Source organism: Lewinella cohaerens DSM 23179, from assembly GCF_000379805.1.
In the GTDB taxonomy this organism is placed as follows: domain Bacteria; phylum Bacteroidota; class Bacteroidia; order Chitinophagales; family Saprospiraceae; genus Lewinella; species Lewinella cohaerens.
Genome location: NZ_KB903554.1, coordinates 150,452 through 165,937, shown reverse-complemented (window position 1 = coordinate 165,937; position 15,486 = coordinate 150,452). Strand labels below are relative to the sequence as shown.

Genomic DNA, 15,486 nt, shown 5'->3' with positions numbered 1-15,486 from the left:
AGAATTTGTTTGAGAACAAGAAAACAGAGGTAGAGTGAGTCTGAACCAGATAGGCTTTTCTATATTTAATCTCTTTAGGAAAGTGTGTTTTTGCAATAATACAAACCCTCATTACCCCACTATGAAAGATACCCATCAGAATCAAGAAATCGATAAGACCGTCAAGGATCTACATTTCGTTATGACCTGTTTTCAGGAAGTATTGCTATCCTTGGGTGAGGAGAAGCTAGCACATCAACTTCCTTGGATCAATGAGTCTTCTGCTATTAATGGTTTAGTCGATGATCAGGAAACCAAGCTTATCCAAGCTCTGAGTATTTCTTTTCAGCTATTGAATATGGTAGAGGAAAACGTAGCCGTACAGTATAAGCGACAAGTAGAAAATGATAAGGGAATATCAGCTATTCGTGGATCATGGGGAGAAACCTTTGATCAATGGAAAAAGCAAGGCCGTACAGAAGAAGAGATGGCGGCCGTTTTTCCAAAACTTCGGATACAACCTGTCCTCACGGCGCATCCGACGGAAGCCAAGCGAGTCACTGTCCTTGAGCTGCACCGGGAACTTTACCTGCTCTTGGTTAAGAACGAGAATACGACCTGGTCTGATACGGAACGAGATCAAATCCGAGAATCAATCAAAGCTTTACTGGAACGACTTTGGCGCACCGGGGAAGTGTATCTGGAAAAACCTGACCTGTACGACGAACGTAACCACGTCCTCCACTACTTTACCCATGTTTTCCCTCAGGCACTCCGGGAAAGTGACCGTAGATTGCGTGGGAGCTGGAAAGCCATGGGCTTTGCTCCCGATTATCTTAGTGAACCCGAACAATTCCCGATCCTGGAATTCGGTAGTTGGGTAGGCGGAGACCGGGATGGTCACCCTTATGTAACCGCTGAATTTACGGAAAGTACCTTGGGAAAACACCGGGATGCTGCGCTTCAATTACTACATCAAGAGCTACTTAAACTTGCAGCTAGTTTAAGTATGTCCGATGTACATCAGGCAATGCCTCCTGCTTTAAAGGAAGCTATTCAGGCGATGGCGGCGGCACTTGGGGATACAGGAGCGGCGGCATTAGCCAGGAATCCACGGAGTCCTTACCGGCAATTTGTCAACCTGATGCTGGCGCGACTAAATAATACCCAAACTAATGCAACTACCGAACCGGGGTGTTATTACCCTACTGCAGGGGATCTCCAGGCAGATCTAACATTGCTGCGCCAGTCGATTCAAGATATTGGCGCACAACGAATCGCCCAAGACCTACTCTTTGATGTGGAACGGCAGGTCCGCTGTTTTGGTTTTCACCTGGTGAAGTTAGACATCCGCCAAAATAGTGCTTATCACGAAAAGGCAATCCGCCAAATTTTGCAAGCCGCTGGCTTTAAAGATTTTGATTTTGTCAATTGGGACATGAGCAAACGACTCAAGTTCCTTAACGAGGAACTGAAAAGTAAGCGGCCGTTCCTGGTAATGGGGGATAGTTGCGGCCCGGAAGCCGACAAAGTATTGGCTTACTATCGTGTATTGCGCCGCCACGTTCAGCGCTATGGTATTGACGGCATCGGTTCTGTTATTGTCAGCATGACAAGGGATCTGACTGATTTGTTAGTCGTCTATCTATTCCTCAGAGAAGTGGGATTACTGGATCAGCCCATTCCTGTGGTACCACTATTGGAGACCATCGATGATCTCCAAGCCGGTGATAAGATATTGGGGGCTTTTCTAAGTCATCCGGTGACCGTCAGCCGGCGCCATAGTAACCTTCAGGAGGTAATGCTGGGGTATAGTGATAGTAATAAAGACGGTGGGATTTTAGCCAGTCGCTGGAATATATTCAAAGCGGAAGAGAAATTGAGTAAAGCGGCAGCACGACATAATATGGCCTTGTGCTTTTTCCATGGAAGAGGTGGCACTATCAGCCGCGGCGGTGGGAAGTACCACCGGTTTCTGGATAGTATGCCTGCTGGATCAGTGAGTGGAGCGATCAAAATCACGGTACAGGGAGAGACGATTGCCCAACAGTTCGCCAATTTAAAGAATGCGACTTATAATCTGGAGATGTTATTGGCCGGTACAGCCCGGCAAGTGATGCGACTTCAGGATGCACCAGAACTTCCTGCTCCTCTCTTCGAGGCCATGGAACAACTTACTCAAAGGGCTCAGCAAACTTATCCTTCTCTCATTGACCACTCTGGCTTTATCCCATTTTATACGCAAGCTACCCCGATTGATGTGTTAGAGCAAAGCAAAATCGGTTCCCGCCCGGCTCGACGGACTGGCACTCGTAGTCTTGCTGATCTACGCGCTATTCCTTGGGTGTTTAGTTGGAATCAAGCCCGATTTAATTTGACCGGTTGGTATGGGGTAGGTACTGCACTGAGTGAACTGCAAGAGCAAACACCAGAACCTTGGGGAACCCTTCAGGCTGCTGCAGCTGATTGGCCCTTATTGTATTATACACTGATTGAGGTAGAGACCAGCCTGCTCAATTCAGATCCTGTTATTATGGCAGCGTTTGCCGAGTTAGTAAGTGAAACGGATATCCGAGACGAATTAATGGCCTTGCTATTTGAAGACCGGGCGTCAGGACTCCGGCAGATCACCGAATTATTTGGCAGCCCAGTCGCTGATCGACGAATGAGCCAACTGCAAAATACTGCTCGTCGAGGCAAAGTGTTGGATAATTTGCATCACTTGCAACTAGAATACTTGAAGGCATGGCGTGCTGCAAAAGAAACAGCACCGGAAATGGCAGGTCCTTTATTGAAAAAATTATTATTACTGACCAATGGAATTGCCGGTGGCTTGAAAAGCACTGGTTGATATCCTTTTTATGACGAAACACATAAAGAACTACTAGCGGCTATTCCAAGGTATTTCAGGCCTCATGGTTGACTGATCAATCATAAGAGACTTCCTTAGCGTGTATAATTACTTTCGTCTATTTGGTCCTTTGGATAGAGGAGAAAAGAAAAAGGGTTTACAAACTTCTGAGAAGCTCATAAACCCTTGTTCTTTTAGGTAGTGCCGAAGGCGGGACTTGAACCCGCACGCATTGCTGCACACGCCTCTGAAACGTGCGTGTCTACCAATTTCACCACTTCGGCAAGATCAGATTCTTTCGAGGTGCGCAAAGATGGTAAATACCTAATTGTTCTCCAAATTATTTTTGAAAGAAATGAGGAGTAGCAAAAGAGAGTATTTTACCCTTTTTGAGTAACAATAAAAAAGCCTCACAAATCATTGATTTGCAAGGCTTTTAGTTAAGTACCGACGGTGGGAATCGAACCCACACTTCCGAAGAAACTGGATTTTGAATCCAGCGCGTCTACCAGTTCCGCCACATCGGCAAAAGAGTCTGAAAAAGTAAAATTAATACTTTTTACCAAGCTCCAACTGACCCCTTTGGATCAGTGCGGGGCAAATGTATAGCTTTTTTTGAAACCGCACAATATCCTCGCTCTTTTTTTTAAAAAGCGACTTATATTTCTTTACGGCTCTTGTTTAGGGAAAGACCATAAAGTATTGCCCCGCACTCCGCACCAAAAACTATCCCTCAAAGTGAAAACTAAGCGTAAATGTGCGGCTAAGCACCTTTTCCAGAACAGTAGATTCTTCTAGTGTAGGGTTGAAGATCAGCGTATTGCCTATTCCGTGGCTAAACTTCAACTCCGGAGAGAAAATAAAGTAGGGAAAAAAGAACTGAACGCCAGCACCATACTCCAAGGCAAAATCATGCGGAGATATTTTTACCAGGCTTTCTGCTTGGCGTGCGCGCGAGTCGCTAGCTACATCAAAACTGTATTTTACACCTGCCAAAACAAAGAGCCTTTTATCTTTATAAGGAGCAGATTTATAGCGGAAATGAAATGGCATCTCTACAAACACAGATTCTACCGATCGCTGATTTGCTGGCGCATCCCGGCGCGTCTGGTCGTATACCAGTTTACGTTCTCCAAAGGATAGGGTAGGGAGGAAGCGGAAGTCGAAGTAATCTCCAATTTTCAAGTTCGTAACAATACCTAGATTAAACCCAGGGCCTCGTAACGCCTGTACCGACTGGATACTATCTGAATACAGAAATTCTTCTGAGCGAAATGGCGTAAAACTACTGTTGTTCATTGCCAAAGTGATCCCAAAATAGTAAGGCTTCTGCTGAAACTCAAAAAAGTTGTAGTTCCCTTTGCCTCCAATTTGTGCTTGAGTAGAAAGACTACTCACCAAGAGCAAACAAATGAGGGTTATTTTATACCCGTGTAAAGTGATGATATTCCGAAGGTTAGCGACCTGCATTGGTTTGATTTAAAGCCTATTTGAGATAATTGTTCTAAAAAAGCCTCCTGATTAAGAAACGCCTGTACCGATTCATAAAGATACTGGTAAGCTTTTTTGTCTTTGGAGATAACGCGCCCAATGCTCGGAAGTATATACTTGAAGTATAAATTAAAGAGCTGTTTGATAGGAAAAGCTTGTGGATGACTAAATTCCAGCACCACCAGCTTACCTCCAGGGCGAATTACGCGGTAGATTTCTTTTAGACCTACCTCCAGATGCTCAAAATTTCGAACACCAAAGGCAACGGTCACTGCGTCAAATGTATTGTCTGCAAAGGGTAAATCTTCAGAATCTCCTTCCACCAATGTAATTTGATCGTCCCAGCCTTTTTTTCTTACTTTTTCTCTACCAAAAGCCAGCATTTCTGAGCTGATATCCAGGCCCGTAATGTGTGTTACCTGAGGCATCTGTCTGCGAATTTCGAGGGCTACATCGGCGGTGCCGGTCGCAACATCCAAAATCTTTTGATGCTCCTGTGGGTTGAGTTGAGCAATGGCTCGCTTGCGCCAAATAACGTCGATACCCATTGAAGTCATCCGGTTAAGCAAGTCGTAACTGGCTGCTATCCGGTTAAACATCTTGGACACCTGACTTTTTTTCGCATCCCCATCTCCGTAGGGAGTCACTTGTTCTTTCATTTCCGCATTTTATGTGCGCAAAGATAAGCGCTCATTGTTCAAACGAGCACTAACTTTTCTAATAAAGTTATACTAATAATGGAACCTAAAGCGAATTCTAAAAACCAAAAATGGTAAAGATCAAATCGCTTTATCATTGCTATAAACACTTTGTCCGGGGCTTCGTTCATCGCCAATAATTTGTTATCTTTGTCCGCTTATTATAACTAAGCCATTTACCTTTAATTTGGCTTAGTGTCTTGAGCAAACGTACAGCAAGTATTCATTAAAAATCTTTATCCCGCTAGATGTCTTCTAATCAGCGAATTATCCCCGTTAATATTGAGGAACAGATGAAATCTGCCTACATAGATTATTCTATGTCGGTGATTGTTTCTCGTGCCCTACCCGATGTAAGGGATGGCCTCAAACCTGTTCATCGCCGTGTTTTATACGGTATGTCAGACTTGGGACTGGCTTATAATAAATCTCACAAGAAATCCGCCCGTATTGTCGGGGAGGTTCTGGGTAAATATCACCCTCACGGAGACTCTTCTGTCTATGACACGATGGTGAGGATGGCTCAGGACTGGTCCTTGCGGTATCCATTAGTAGATGGACAAGGTAACTTCGGTAGCATGGACGGCGATAGCCCGGCCGCAATGCGTTATACGGAGGCCCGCCTACGCCGAATCAGCGATGAACTGTTAGCAGACATTGGCAAAGATACCGTCGATTTTGCTTTCAACTTCGATGATACGTTGAAAGAGCCAACTGTCTTACCCGCAAGAATCCCTAACCTGCTTATTAATGGAGCATCAGGTATTGCGGTAGGTATGGCTACCAACATGTTGCCTCATAACCTCACTGAGGTCATTGACGGGGTTGTTGCAACCATTGAAAACCCGGAAATCACGATTGATGAATTGATGAATTTCATCAAAGCACCTGATTTTCCTACTGGCGGGATCATTTTTGATTACCAAGGTATCAAAGATGCCTTCCATACCGGTAGAGGTCGGGTTGTTGTACGTGGTAAAGCAGAAATCATCACGGACAATAGAGATCGTGAAACCATCATCATTTCTGAAATCCCTTACCAGGTTAATAAAGCGACCTTGGTTACCAAAATTGCCGAACTTGTTGGCGATAGAGTGGATGGTATCAGTGATGTACGCGATGAATCAGATCGTGATGGCTTACGCATTGTAATCGAAATAAAGCGAGATGCAATGGCTTCTGTGGTGTTGAGTAAACTTTACAAGTATACCCCACTACAAACCAGCTATGGTGTCAACAATATCGCATTGGTAGATGGCCGCCCGGTCGTCTTGAACCTCAAGGATATTATCGTTGAGTTTATCAAGTTCCGAATCGAGGTTATCGTTCGCCGTACAATATATGACCTAAACAAGGCATTAAGCCGAGCTCATATTCTTGTAGGCTTACTGATTGCCCTTGATTATCTTGATGAAGTTATTGCCTTGATCCGTAGGTCTACGACGCCTGATGAAGCCAAGCAGGGCTTAATCAATGGAGATTTCATCGATGACAAGGATGCTTTCTGGAAGAAGTTCGGAGACCTGGTGCAAGAGGTACAAACGGGTGATCTTATTGTACTCGAAGGCAATGTCCTTTCTGAGCAGCAAGCCAAAGCAATTTTGGAAATGCGACTTCAGAAGTTGACTGGACTTGAACGGGATAAGATCAAGGACGAATACAATGAAATCAAGGCATTGATTGACCACTTGCGGGCGATATTGGCAAGTGAAGAGATGCAGCGTGATATCATCAAGGAAGAACTCCGTGATATTAAAGAACGTTATGGAGATGAGCGTCGCTCAGAAATTAGCCTGGAAGCTGGCGATATTTCTATCGAAGACCTTATCAAGGATGAAGAAGTAGTTGTAACAATTAGCCACCTGGGGTATATCAAACGTACGCCGATGTCGGAGTACAAGATACAGAGCCGCGGTGGGCGAGGTAGCCAAGGAAGCAGAACCCGAGATACTGACTTTGTCGAACACATGTTTGGCGCTACCAATCACAATTACCTGATGCTATTTACAGAGCAAGGGCGTTGTCATTGGATACGTATATTCGAAATCCCGGAAGCTTCGAAAAATTCTGGTGGTAGAGTGATCCAGAATATTCTGGCAATACCTAAAGAGGATAGTGTCAAGGCTTACATCATTGTGAAAGACCTGACTGATGAAGAATTCCTGAAGAACCACTACATTATGTTCTGTACCAGGAATGGTGTGGTGAAGAAGACCCTCGTAGAAGCATATTCTCGACCTCGTGTAGGAGGTATCAATGCCATCACCATCAATGATGGTGACCAACTCTTGGAAGCTCGCCTAACAACAGGTGATAGTCACGTATTCCTTGCGACACGTTCAGGAAATGCTATTCACTTCGAAGAATCAAAAGTTCGACCAATGGGGCGTACCGCAGCCGGAGTACGGGGTGTTTCTTTAGCAGATGAGTCCGATAAAGTTGTGGGTATGATCTGTATCGATGCTACTGACGAGGACATTTCTGTTATGGTTATTTCCGAGAAAGGAATGGGTAAACGCACTGACTTCAACGAATATCGTCTAACCAACAGAGGTGGCAAGGGGGTTCGCACCATGAGTGTGACGAAGAAAACCGGTGCCGTTGTCACGATCAAAGCCGTAAAGGATGATAATGACCTTATGATTACCAGCAAATCTGGTGTTGTTATCCGAATGCGTGCTGATGATATTCGCGTAATGGGGCGTGCTACTCAAGGCGTAAAAGTGATTCGTCTGGATGCTAAAGACGAAATTGCTGACGTTACAGTAGTGGCTCGTGAAGAGGAAAGCGAGGAAGAAGAATAAAATTAATTTTGGGCTCTAAAGTTTTAAGATTTCATTAAGAGCCTTTAACTTGACTACTCCGTCATAAGGGTGGTTTAAATCACCAAATAATTTAAAATGACTATGAAAAAGCTAATTTTTGGCTGTCTAACTTTTCTAGCACTGACCTTTACGGTACAAGCACAGGAAGATCCTGCCAAGGCTTTGAAGAAAGCCGGAAATGCCTTGAAATCTTTCGAGTTAGACCAAACGGCTAATTTGGATAAACTGCACGAAGCAGTAGATATGATTGCTATCGCAGTAGCTGCCAGTGAAACCAATGGCAATGCGTCTACCTGGCTATCTCAGGGAGATATCTACAACACTATTGCTAACCAGATTGTTAGCGTTCAGCAATTGAATGTTGGTACTCTTGATGCGTTACCTCAGGTAGAAACGCCTGCATTGGTAGCCTTTAGTGCCTATCAGAAGGCCTTGTCTATGGCTGAAAAAAAGTATCAAACCAAAGATGCGCTGAAGGGCATTCGGGCGGTACAGACCAATCTAAATAACATGGGTATTTATGCCTATGAAAAAGGCGAATTCCCTAATGCATATAACAACTTTAATGGTGTACTAACTGCTCACGAACTGTTGACCGAAAATGATGAGGAAAGCATGTTGGAGACAGAAGAGGCCGTTAACGATCAGGTTTACATTACTGGCCTGGCAGCATTGAACGCTAATGAAATCGCTGCTGCAGCTCCATTATTCTCGAAGCTTAAGGAAAATGGTGCAGAAAAAGCAGCCATTTACGAAGCGCTTTATAAAATTGAAGCAGCTGATGCATTGGCCCCTGATTCCAAGCTTACAGAAGAAGAGAAGACTGCTGTAATGGAAAAGGCTTATGTGAACCTACAGGATGGCCGTAAGCGTTTTCCTGATGATGTTTCTATCCTTTTCGCTGAAATCAATCACTTCCTTCGTATTAACCAACTTGATGTGTTAATTACTAAGTTGGAGGCAGCACTGGAAAAAGAACCAGACAATATCTCCCTCTATACAACGATGGGTAATGTTTACGATAATCTTTATCAGCGTGAAGCTAAAGCCGGTAACGAAGAATCAGCAACGGGGTATTTCTCTGAGTCTTTGAAGTACTACGGTATGGCATTGGAAAGAGATTCAACCTTTACAGATGCAACTTACAGCATCGGTGCCCTTTACTTCAACCAGGCAGCAAACATGACACAGGAATTGTCTACACTTGCGGATGACTTCTCTAAAGAAGGACAGCGCAAATATGACGAACTACAAGCTGAAGTAGCAGAAGTTTTTGAAACTGCTTTGCCTTTCTTTGTCACTGTTGAAAAGCAGAAGCCAAACGATATTAATACCCTAATTGCATTAAAAGAAATCTATGCTCGTAAGAGTGATTTCACAATGTCAAATGAGTTTAAGGCTCGTCTGGAAACAGTTCAAGCTGGGGAGACCGTTGAGTCTTACTTCCTGAATAACTAATAAAGCCTAATACGCTTTCTTGTAAAAGCCATCCTGATTGACTTCAGGGTGGCTTTTACTATTTTTACCCTAAATTTCTTTGATTAAATAGATTATGACCAATTTTATCATCAAGTGCGGGCTTTTAATTACCATTGCTATGATTACAGGTTGTAACCAGCCTCCGGCAGAAATCGTAATCGAAGAAGGAGTAAGTTTAGCTTTGGCCAAACAACGCAAGAAAAACATTTCGGAGCTTACTTACGATCTCCATTTTCAAATCCCTGAAAATAAAACAGATAGTATCCCGGCAAAGGTGGTTGCGAGCTTTGAACTACAATCTATTGATAGGGATCTTCAATTGGATTTTAAAGCACTAATTGATCAGATAGAAGAGGTACAGGTCAATGGCGAAGTTACTCAGAGCAAGTTTCAGGAAGGGCACTTAATATTACCAAGAACATCTTTGGTAGCAGGGGAAAACAGGGTAGAAATTGATTTTATTGCTGGCGACCTCAGTCTAAATAGGAAAGGAGATTTTTTGTACACCTTATTAGTTCCAGATCGTGCCTCAACCTTATTTCCGTGTTTTGACCAACCAGACCTGAAGGCTAAGTTTACACTCTCCCTTGATGTGGCCGCAGAATGGGAAGCATTGAGTAATGGTGCTATCCTGGAAACCGAATTGGAGAATGATCGTAAATTAGTTTCCTTTAAAGAAACAGCCCCGATCAGTACTTATTTGTTTGCTTTTACAGCAGGACGGTTCCAGGTAGAAGAGACTACCATTGGCGGAAGGTCCATGCGAATGCTATACCGGGAGAGTGACCAAGAGAAGGTACAGCGCAATCTTCCGGAAATATTTAGCCTGCACCAACATGCACTGGAATGGATGGAACGATATACGGCTATTCCTCTGCCTTTTGAGAAGTTTGACTTTGCTTTAATTCCTGGATTTCAGTACGGTGGAATGGAACACGTAGGAGCAATATTCTACCGGGAATCAAGCTTGATGCTAGACGAAAATGCTACACAAAACCAGCAGATTGGAAGAGCTTCCCTGATCGCCCATGAAACGGCCCACATGTGGTTTGGCGACCTGGTGACGATGGAGTGGTTTTCAGATGTATGGTTGAAAGAAGTTTTTGCTAATTTCATGGCAGCCAAGATTGTCAATCCCGGCTTTCCAACGGTTAATCACGACCTTAATTTCTTGTTACGGCATCAGCCTTCTGCTTATGGAGAGGACCGATCAAGAGGGAGTCATCCTATCCAGCAGCCTTTGGATAACCTAAGGGAGGCGGGCACGCTTTACGGAAGAATTATCTACCAGAAAGCCCCTGTTGTTATGCGCCAACTGGAAGACCAAATGGGAGTGGTAGGGCTACGAGATGGGTTGCGTGTTTATTTACGCCGGTTTGCTTACGGTAATGCCAGTTGGGATGATTTGATCAATATCCTGGATGAGCGCACCGAAGAGGATTTAAAAAGTTGGAGTGAAATATGGGTGAAATCTGCTGGAATGCCTGTATTTACGATCGAAGCCATAGAAAAGGATGGGCAGCACACACTAAGTATAGCACAGGAGGGAAAGGAAGGTCGTTATTGGTCGGAATCCACAGCGATTGCATTGTTTTATGAGGATTCTGTATCGTTGTTGCCTGTTCGGTTGTCTGCTGAACCACAGGCCACGTTTGGTTCCTTGCCGGAACAGCCATTGGCGATCTTACCGCATGCTTCTACTATGGCTTACGGTTACTTTCCCTTGACGGCGCAAAGCCAGAAATACCTTTTACAAAACGTTTCAAAGCTAACAAACCCGTTCCTGCGTGGCGCCGCATGGATTTGTTTGTATGAAGATATGCTCAGGCACCGCTTGTCGGTAGGAGACTTGTATTTGGCATTGTTAGAAGGAATTCTCAAGGAGGAAGATGCTTTGAATCGTAATTACCTACTAGGCTTGACGGAGACCATTTTTTGGCAGTTTTTTACACCTACAGAACGAGCACAATACGGTTTAGCACTGGAGGCAACCCTTAAGAAAGCCTATACAGGGGCAATAGATGCATCCGCCCAGTTAGCTTATTTTAGAACCTATTATCGAATTGGTCTATCAAAAGAGGCGAGTACTGAGCTGAGACAGATTTGGGAAAATCAACAGATTACCTCTATTCTGGCTTTATCGGAAACAGAAGCGATTGATTTGACCGCAGAATTAGCGTTACGGCTACCGAATGAAGCTCAAGTATTAATCGAAACTCAATTGGCTCGTACTAAGAACCAAGATAGAAAGGAGGAGCTTCGGTTTATTCAACCCGCATTATCTTCGGAGAAAGAAATACGAGACAGTTTCTTTGCAAGCCTATCCTTACTTGAAAACCGTGGGACGGAACCTTGGGTAGTTACTGCAGTAGGTTACCTTCATCATCCTTTGCGTACTAGTTCCTCGATCAATTATCTGCATCAGAGTCTGGTCATGATGGAAGAGATTCAGGCAACAGGAGACATCTTCTTCCCGCGACAATTTATTACAGCTACGCTTGGCGGTCATCAATCGGTAGCTGCCGCAGAAATAGTCAACCAATTCTTGGAAGAACGGCCGGATTATCCTCCTCGTTTACGGAATAAAATTTTGATGGCCGCAGATCTGCTTTTCCGGAGCCAGAGGTAAGAATGACGGCTAAAGCTCTAAAGTTCTACCCATTGGTAACCCCAGCGACCAGTATTGATCTTGAGAGGGAGGGTATCTCCACGCTGAGCACCAGGGAAAAAAGGATGTTGCCCGTTTACTCTTAGTAGTTGACCATCTTTAAAGAAAAAGAGGATAAATTGATTAGCCTGCTGTTTTGTTCCTGCGGGGTTTCCAAAACGACTGGAGTAACGGGCCTGTTCCGATTCAAATATTACGAATGTTTCTTGGGCACTATCCTTGGGGATGCCTAACCTATTTGTCCAGCTTAGAAAGAGTGGACAGAGCATTAGACAGGTAAACAGGATACTGCTACCCAAACGCATCTTTGCAACAACGTCTTCTGGGACAGAATTTGATTTGAAAAAGAAAAATAGTAAAACGGCAATCCCTGTAAATAAACCGATCAGTAAGCCTGTTCGCCAAAACAGGCCCACCTGAAGGTAGTTCATCATGACGGGTAGCTCCTGGGTGTAGGCCGCTACGATTCCTAATATGATTAACCCTACTGCGATCCACCGAAATTTACTCATAGGATAAGCACTGATTTTTGTACTGTTCCTTAGACTTGTTCTGTACTAGCAGAACTAAGGTCTCTTATTCAATTAATTCGAATTGCAATTTTGCGAGGTTGTTATACACGCCATCCTCTCGCATGGACAATTCCTGATGAGTTCCTTGTTCGACTATTTTGCCATCGTCAATAACGTAGATCTGATCTACTTCCCGGATAGTGCTCAACCGGTGGGCGATGATAATACTGGTACGCCCCTCCATCAAGCCGTCGAGTGCAGCTTGCACCAGTCGTTCACTTTCAGCATCAAGGCTGGAGGTTGCTTCATCAAGTAAAAGAATGGCAGGGTCCTTTAAGATAGCTCTGGCAATAGCTACCCTTTGGCGCTGGCCTCCGGATAATTTCACGCCACGCTCTCCTACAATGGTATCCAGTTCTTCCGGGAAGCCACTGATAAACTCCCAGGCGTTGGCCTTCTTTGCGGCAGCAATGATTTCACTTTCTTCTGCCCCTGGCTTACCGTAAAGAATATTTTCTCTGATGGTGCCTCCAAAAAGCAAAACCTCCTGAGGTACAATGCCTATATTTCTTCGATAAGCACTGAGTGGTAAATCGTTGATGTTTTTCCCTCCGATAGTGATTTGTCCGTCTGCTAAAGGGTAAAAACGTTGCAAGAGTGCAACAATGGTAGATTTTCCACTTCCGCTGGCACCGACCAATGCAATTTTTTTACCAGGTTGAATCTCTAAGTCAATGCCTTTAAGAACATCAATATCGGGGCGGGTAGGGTAGGTGAAGTGGACTTGTTCGTAACGGATAGGGCCATCTAACTGGATGTTGTCTGTTTTGTCTGCATTCGGTTCTATTTCTGAAGTTTCCTCGAGTATTTCAAAAATACGCTCTGTAGCACCAATGGCAGAAACAATTTCAGTATAAAAACTCCCCAGGCTAGCTATAGCAGCTCCAATGGTACCTGTGAAAACAACAAAGTGAACCAGATCGCCAGGATCAAGGGTGCCTGCTTGCACCATGAGTGCGGCACGCCACATAATGAAAAACAAAGCACCAAACATGACAACAATAATAAAGGAGGCAAACAATCCTCGCATCTTGGCAGCTTTCAAGGCAATGTCTACTGCACCTTTAAGTTTTTGAGAATAACGACCTACTTCAAACCACTCATTGGTATAAGCTTTAACGGTCTGTATCGTTTGCATGGTTTCTTCGACAACGACATTGGTTTCTGCAAGTTGATCTTGGCGAGCTTTCATCAGCTTACGGATATACCGACCGAAAAACATAGCCCCTATAACGACCACCGGAAAGGTGAGGAGCATGGTAAGTGCAAGGCGAGGCATCGTAAAAACAATGATAGCAATACCGCCAAAGAGAATGATGATTTGCCGGATAAACTCCGCCAGGGTTGTGCTGATAACATTTTGAACCTGCGTGACATCCGTCGTAATGCGTGAGGTTAGTTCTCCGACTCTACGTTGTTCAAAAAAAGGAATACTTAGTCCAATCAGCTTACCGTAAATATCAGATCTAAGGTTGGCCATGCCTTTTTCGCTAACAATAGCAAAGAGATTGACGCGCCAGAACGATAAAAACCCCTGAAGGCCAAGGAGAATTAAGGCAATTAGGAAGAGTTGATTGATGTTCATCCCTAATCCGGAATTCCCAGGTAAACGGTCAGAGATACTGCTAAACCCTTCAGCTGAAGCTCCATTCAGAATATTAAGCATTTCGCCAGGGACGAGCATAATGACCAGGAAAATCAGGCTTCCTACCACCAATGCGAGCATCCCCAGTATGAAAGGCCATTTGTAAGGCAGAACATATCGGAAAATCTGTAGCCCCTGTGCGAGACTTTCCTTGCTCAAGCTTTTCTTTTCTTTTTCTTNAGAATTATCTGCCATGCTACGCTTGTTTCATTTTTAACCCTCGTATAACATCAAAAAGGGCTTATGAGTTTCAATTGCAAAATTGATTAATTTTACCGCACTTATAGAGCGATGGGCTGATTTTTTAATCATCTTACTGTCGTTTTTTATGTTTTATGATAAACGATTGTGTTACTTTTTTCCGTTACTGTGTCATATAATCCTGAAAAACAATATTTAACTTATGAGATTCTTACTCTCCTTTTGTATTTTATCATTTGCAATTATCGGTACAGCTGCCCAAAACCTTGAACTTGGGTTGTGGGGCGGTGGAGCAATCTATTCCGGTGACCTTTCTCCTCAAGAATTTGGTCTTTACACTAAATCTATTGAACCAGCAGGTGGTATTTTTCTACGCATGAATCCAGCCAAGGCTGTATCACTAGAATTTGGCCTCAACCTAGGTAAGATAAGTGCGGAAGATGGTGTGACCAACGACAACACCAGCAGAATGTTGAATTTTCGTACCAATATTACCGAATTGGCATTAAAAGCGGATATACATTTGTTCCGTCTCGGGAATCCTAAAGGGACCCAGGTCGTTCCTTACGCAATGGGAGGGGCTAGTGTCTTTCGGTTTAATCCAGAGGCTAACTTTGATGGTAATTGGATTGAGCTTCAGCCTTTAGCTACGGAAGCTCAGGGGGCACCCGGCTATGAAGATCCCTATTCATTGACAGACTTTGCCTTACTTGCTGGTGGCGGGATTAAATTTATCTTTAAAGAGCGGTTTACCATTGGTTTGGAGCTAGGCGGTCGTAAGACATTTACGGATTACCTGGATGATGTTTCCGCTGCCGAAGTGAATTACCTTGATGTACTTGAAAATACTGGATCGCTGGCAGCTCAGCTAAGTAATCCTAGTATCAAGGATCCTGAGGTTGAAAACCTTACCTATCGTAGAGGAGGAGAATATGATGATTGGTTTTTTATGGGAGGAATATCTTTTTCTTTTGCTTTTGGAGAGGGAAGTGGGGTGAACGGCAGAGGAATTGGTTGCCCTACATTCTAAAGCATATCTCTTTGGTGATTTTTATGTTTGAGCTAAAAGCCTTGTGT

9 protein-coding genes and 2 tRNA genes are annotated in these 15,486 nt (G+C 44.0%); 5 read left to right on the top strand and 6 right to left on the bottom strand.

Features of this window, described 5'->3' with window-relative positions; genetic code table 11:
- Positions 1–121 precede the first annotated feature (121 nt).
- A complete protein-coding gene (locus A3EU_RS0118595) occupies positions 122–2,830 on the top strand; it encodes a phosphoenolpyruvate carboxylase (protein ID WP_020537704.1) in 2,709 nt (902 codons plus the stop codon).
- A 202-nt stretch (positions 2,831–3,032) separates the two neighbouring features.
- Here the strand turns inward: A3EU_RS0118595 and A3EU_RS0118590 are convergent.
- From A3EU_RS0118590 to ubiE, 4 genes are all read right to left on the bottom strand, one after another.
- Positions 3,033–3,114, bottom strand: a tRNA-Leu gene (locus tag A3EU_RS0118590).
- A 161-nt stretch (positions 3,115–3,275) separates the two neighbouring features.
- Positions 3,276–3,357: transfer RNA gene (locus A3EU_RS0118585), tRNA-Leu, on the bottom strand.
- Positions 3,358–3,556: 199 nt separating this feature from the next.
- Positions 3,557–4,300: a type IX secretion/gliding motility protein PorT/SprT gene (gene porT / locus A3EU_RS0118580; protein WP_083937480.1), complete on the bottom strand. Its 744-nt coding sequence runs from the start codon at positions 4,298–4,300 to the stop codon at positions 3,557–3,559.
- Positions 4,249–4,980: a bifunctional demethylmenaquinone methyltransferase/2-methoxy-6-polyprenyl-1,4-benzoquinol methylase UbiE gene (gene ubiE, locus A3EU_RS0118575; RefSeq protein ID WP_020537702.1), complete on the bottom strand. Its 732-nt coding sequence runs from the start codon at positions 4,978–4,980 to the stop codon at positions 4,249–4,251. Before ubiE ends, porT begins: the two co-directional genes overlap by 52 nt.
- Before the next feature lie 287 nt (positions 4,981–5,267).
- Between ubiE and gyrA the strand changes: the two genes are divergently transcribed.
- From gyrA to A3EU_RS0118555, 3 genes are all read left to right on the top strand, one after another.
- Positions 5,268–7,823 (top strand): DNA gyrase subunit A, encoded by a 2,556-nt coding sequence (gene gyrA, locus A3EU_RS31045; RefSeq protein ID WP_020537700.1) that lies wholly within the window; start codon positions 5,268–5,270, stop codon positions 7,821–7,823.
- Between the two features lie 102 nt (positions 7,824–7,925).
- A complete protein-coding gene (locus A3EU_RS0118560; protein ID WP_156825818.1) occupies positions 7,926–9,302 on the top strand; it encodes a tetratricopeptide repeat protein in 1,377 nt (458 codons plus the stop codon).
- Positions 9,303–9,396: 94 nt separating this feature from the next.
- A complete protein-coding gene (locus A3EU_RS0118555) occupies positions 9,397–11,952 on the top strand; it encodes a M1 family metallopeptidase (protein WP_020537698.1) in 2,556 nt (851 codons plus the stop codon).
- A gap of 17 nt (positions 11,953–11,969) precedes the next feature.
- On the opposite strand, the gene A3EU_RS0118550 is transcribed toward A3EU_RS0118555, so the two are convergent.
- Together A3EU_RS0118550 and A3EU_RS0118545 are read right to left on the bottom strand one after the other, a co-directional pair.
- Complete coding sequence (locus A3EU_RS0118550) at positions 11,970–12,503, bottom strand: hypothetical protein (RefSeq protein ID WP_020537697.1); 534 nt, start codon at positions 12,501–12,503, stop codon at positions 11,970–11,972.
- A gap of 64 nt (positions 12,504–12,567) precedes the next feature.
- A complete protein-coding gene (locus A3EU_RS0118545; RefSeq protein WP_020537696.1) occupies positions 12,568–14,403 on the bottom strand; it encodes an ABC transporter ATP-binding protein in 1,836 nt (611 codons plus the stop codon).
- A 208-nt stretch (positions 14,404–14,611) separates the two neighbouring features.
- Here A3EU_RS0118545 and A3EU_RS31040 point away from each other — a divergent pair, with 208 nt between their 5' ends.
- Positions 14,612–15,439 carry a DUF6089 family protein gene (locus A3EU_RS31040; RefSeq protein WP_020537695.1) on the top strand — a complete coding sequence of 276 codons (828 nt, stop codon included), beginning with the start codon at positions 14,612–14,614 and terminating at the stop codon, positions 15,437–15,439.
- Positions 15,440–15,486 lie beyond the last annotated feature (47 nt).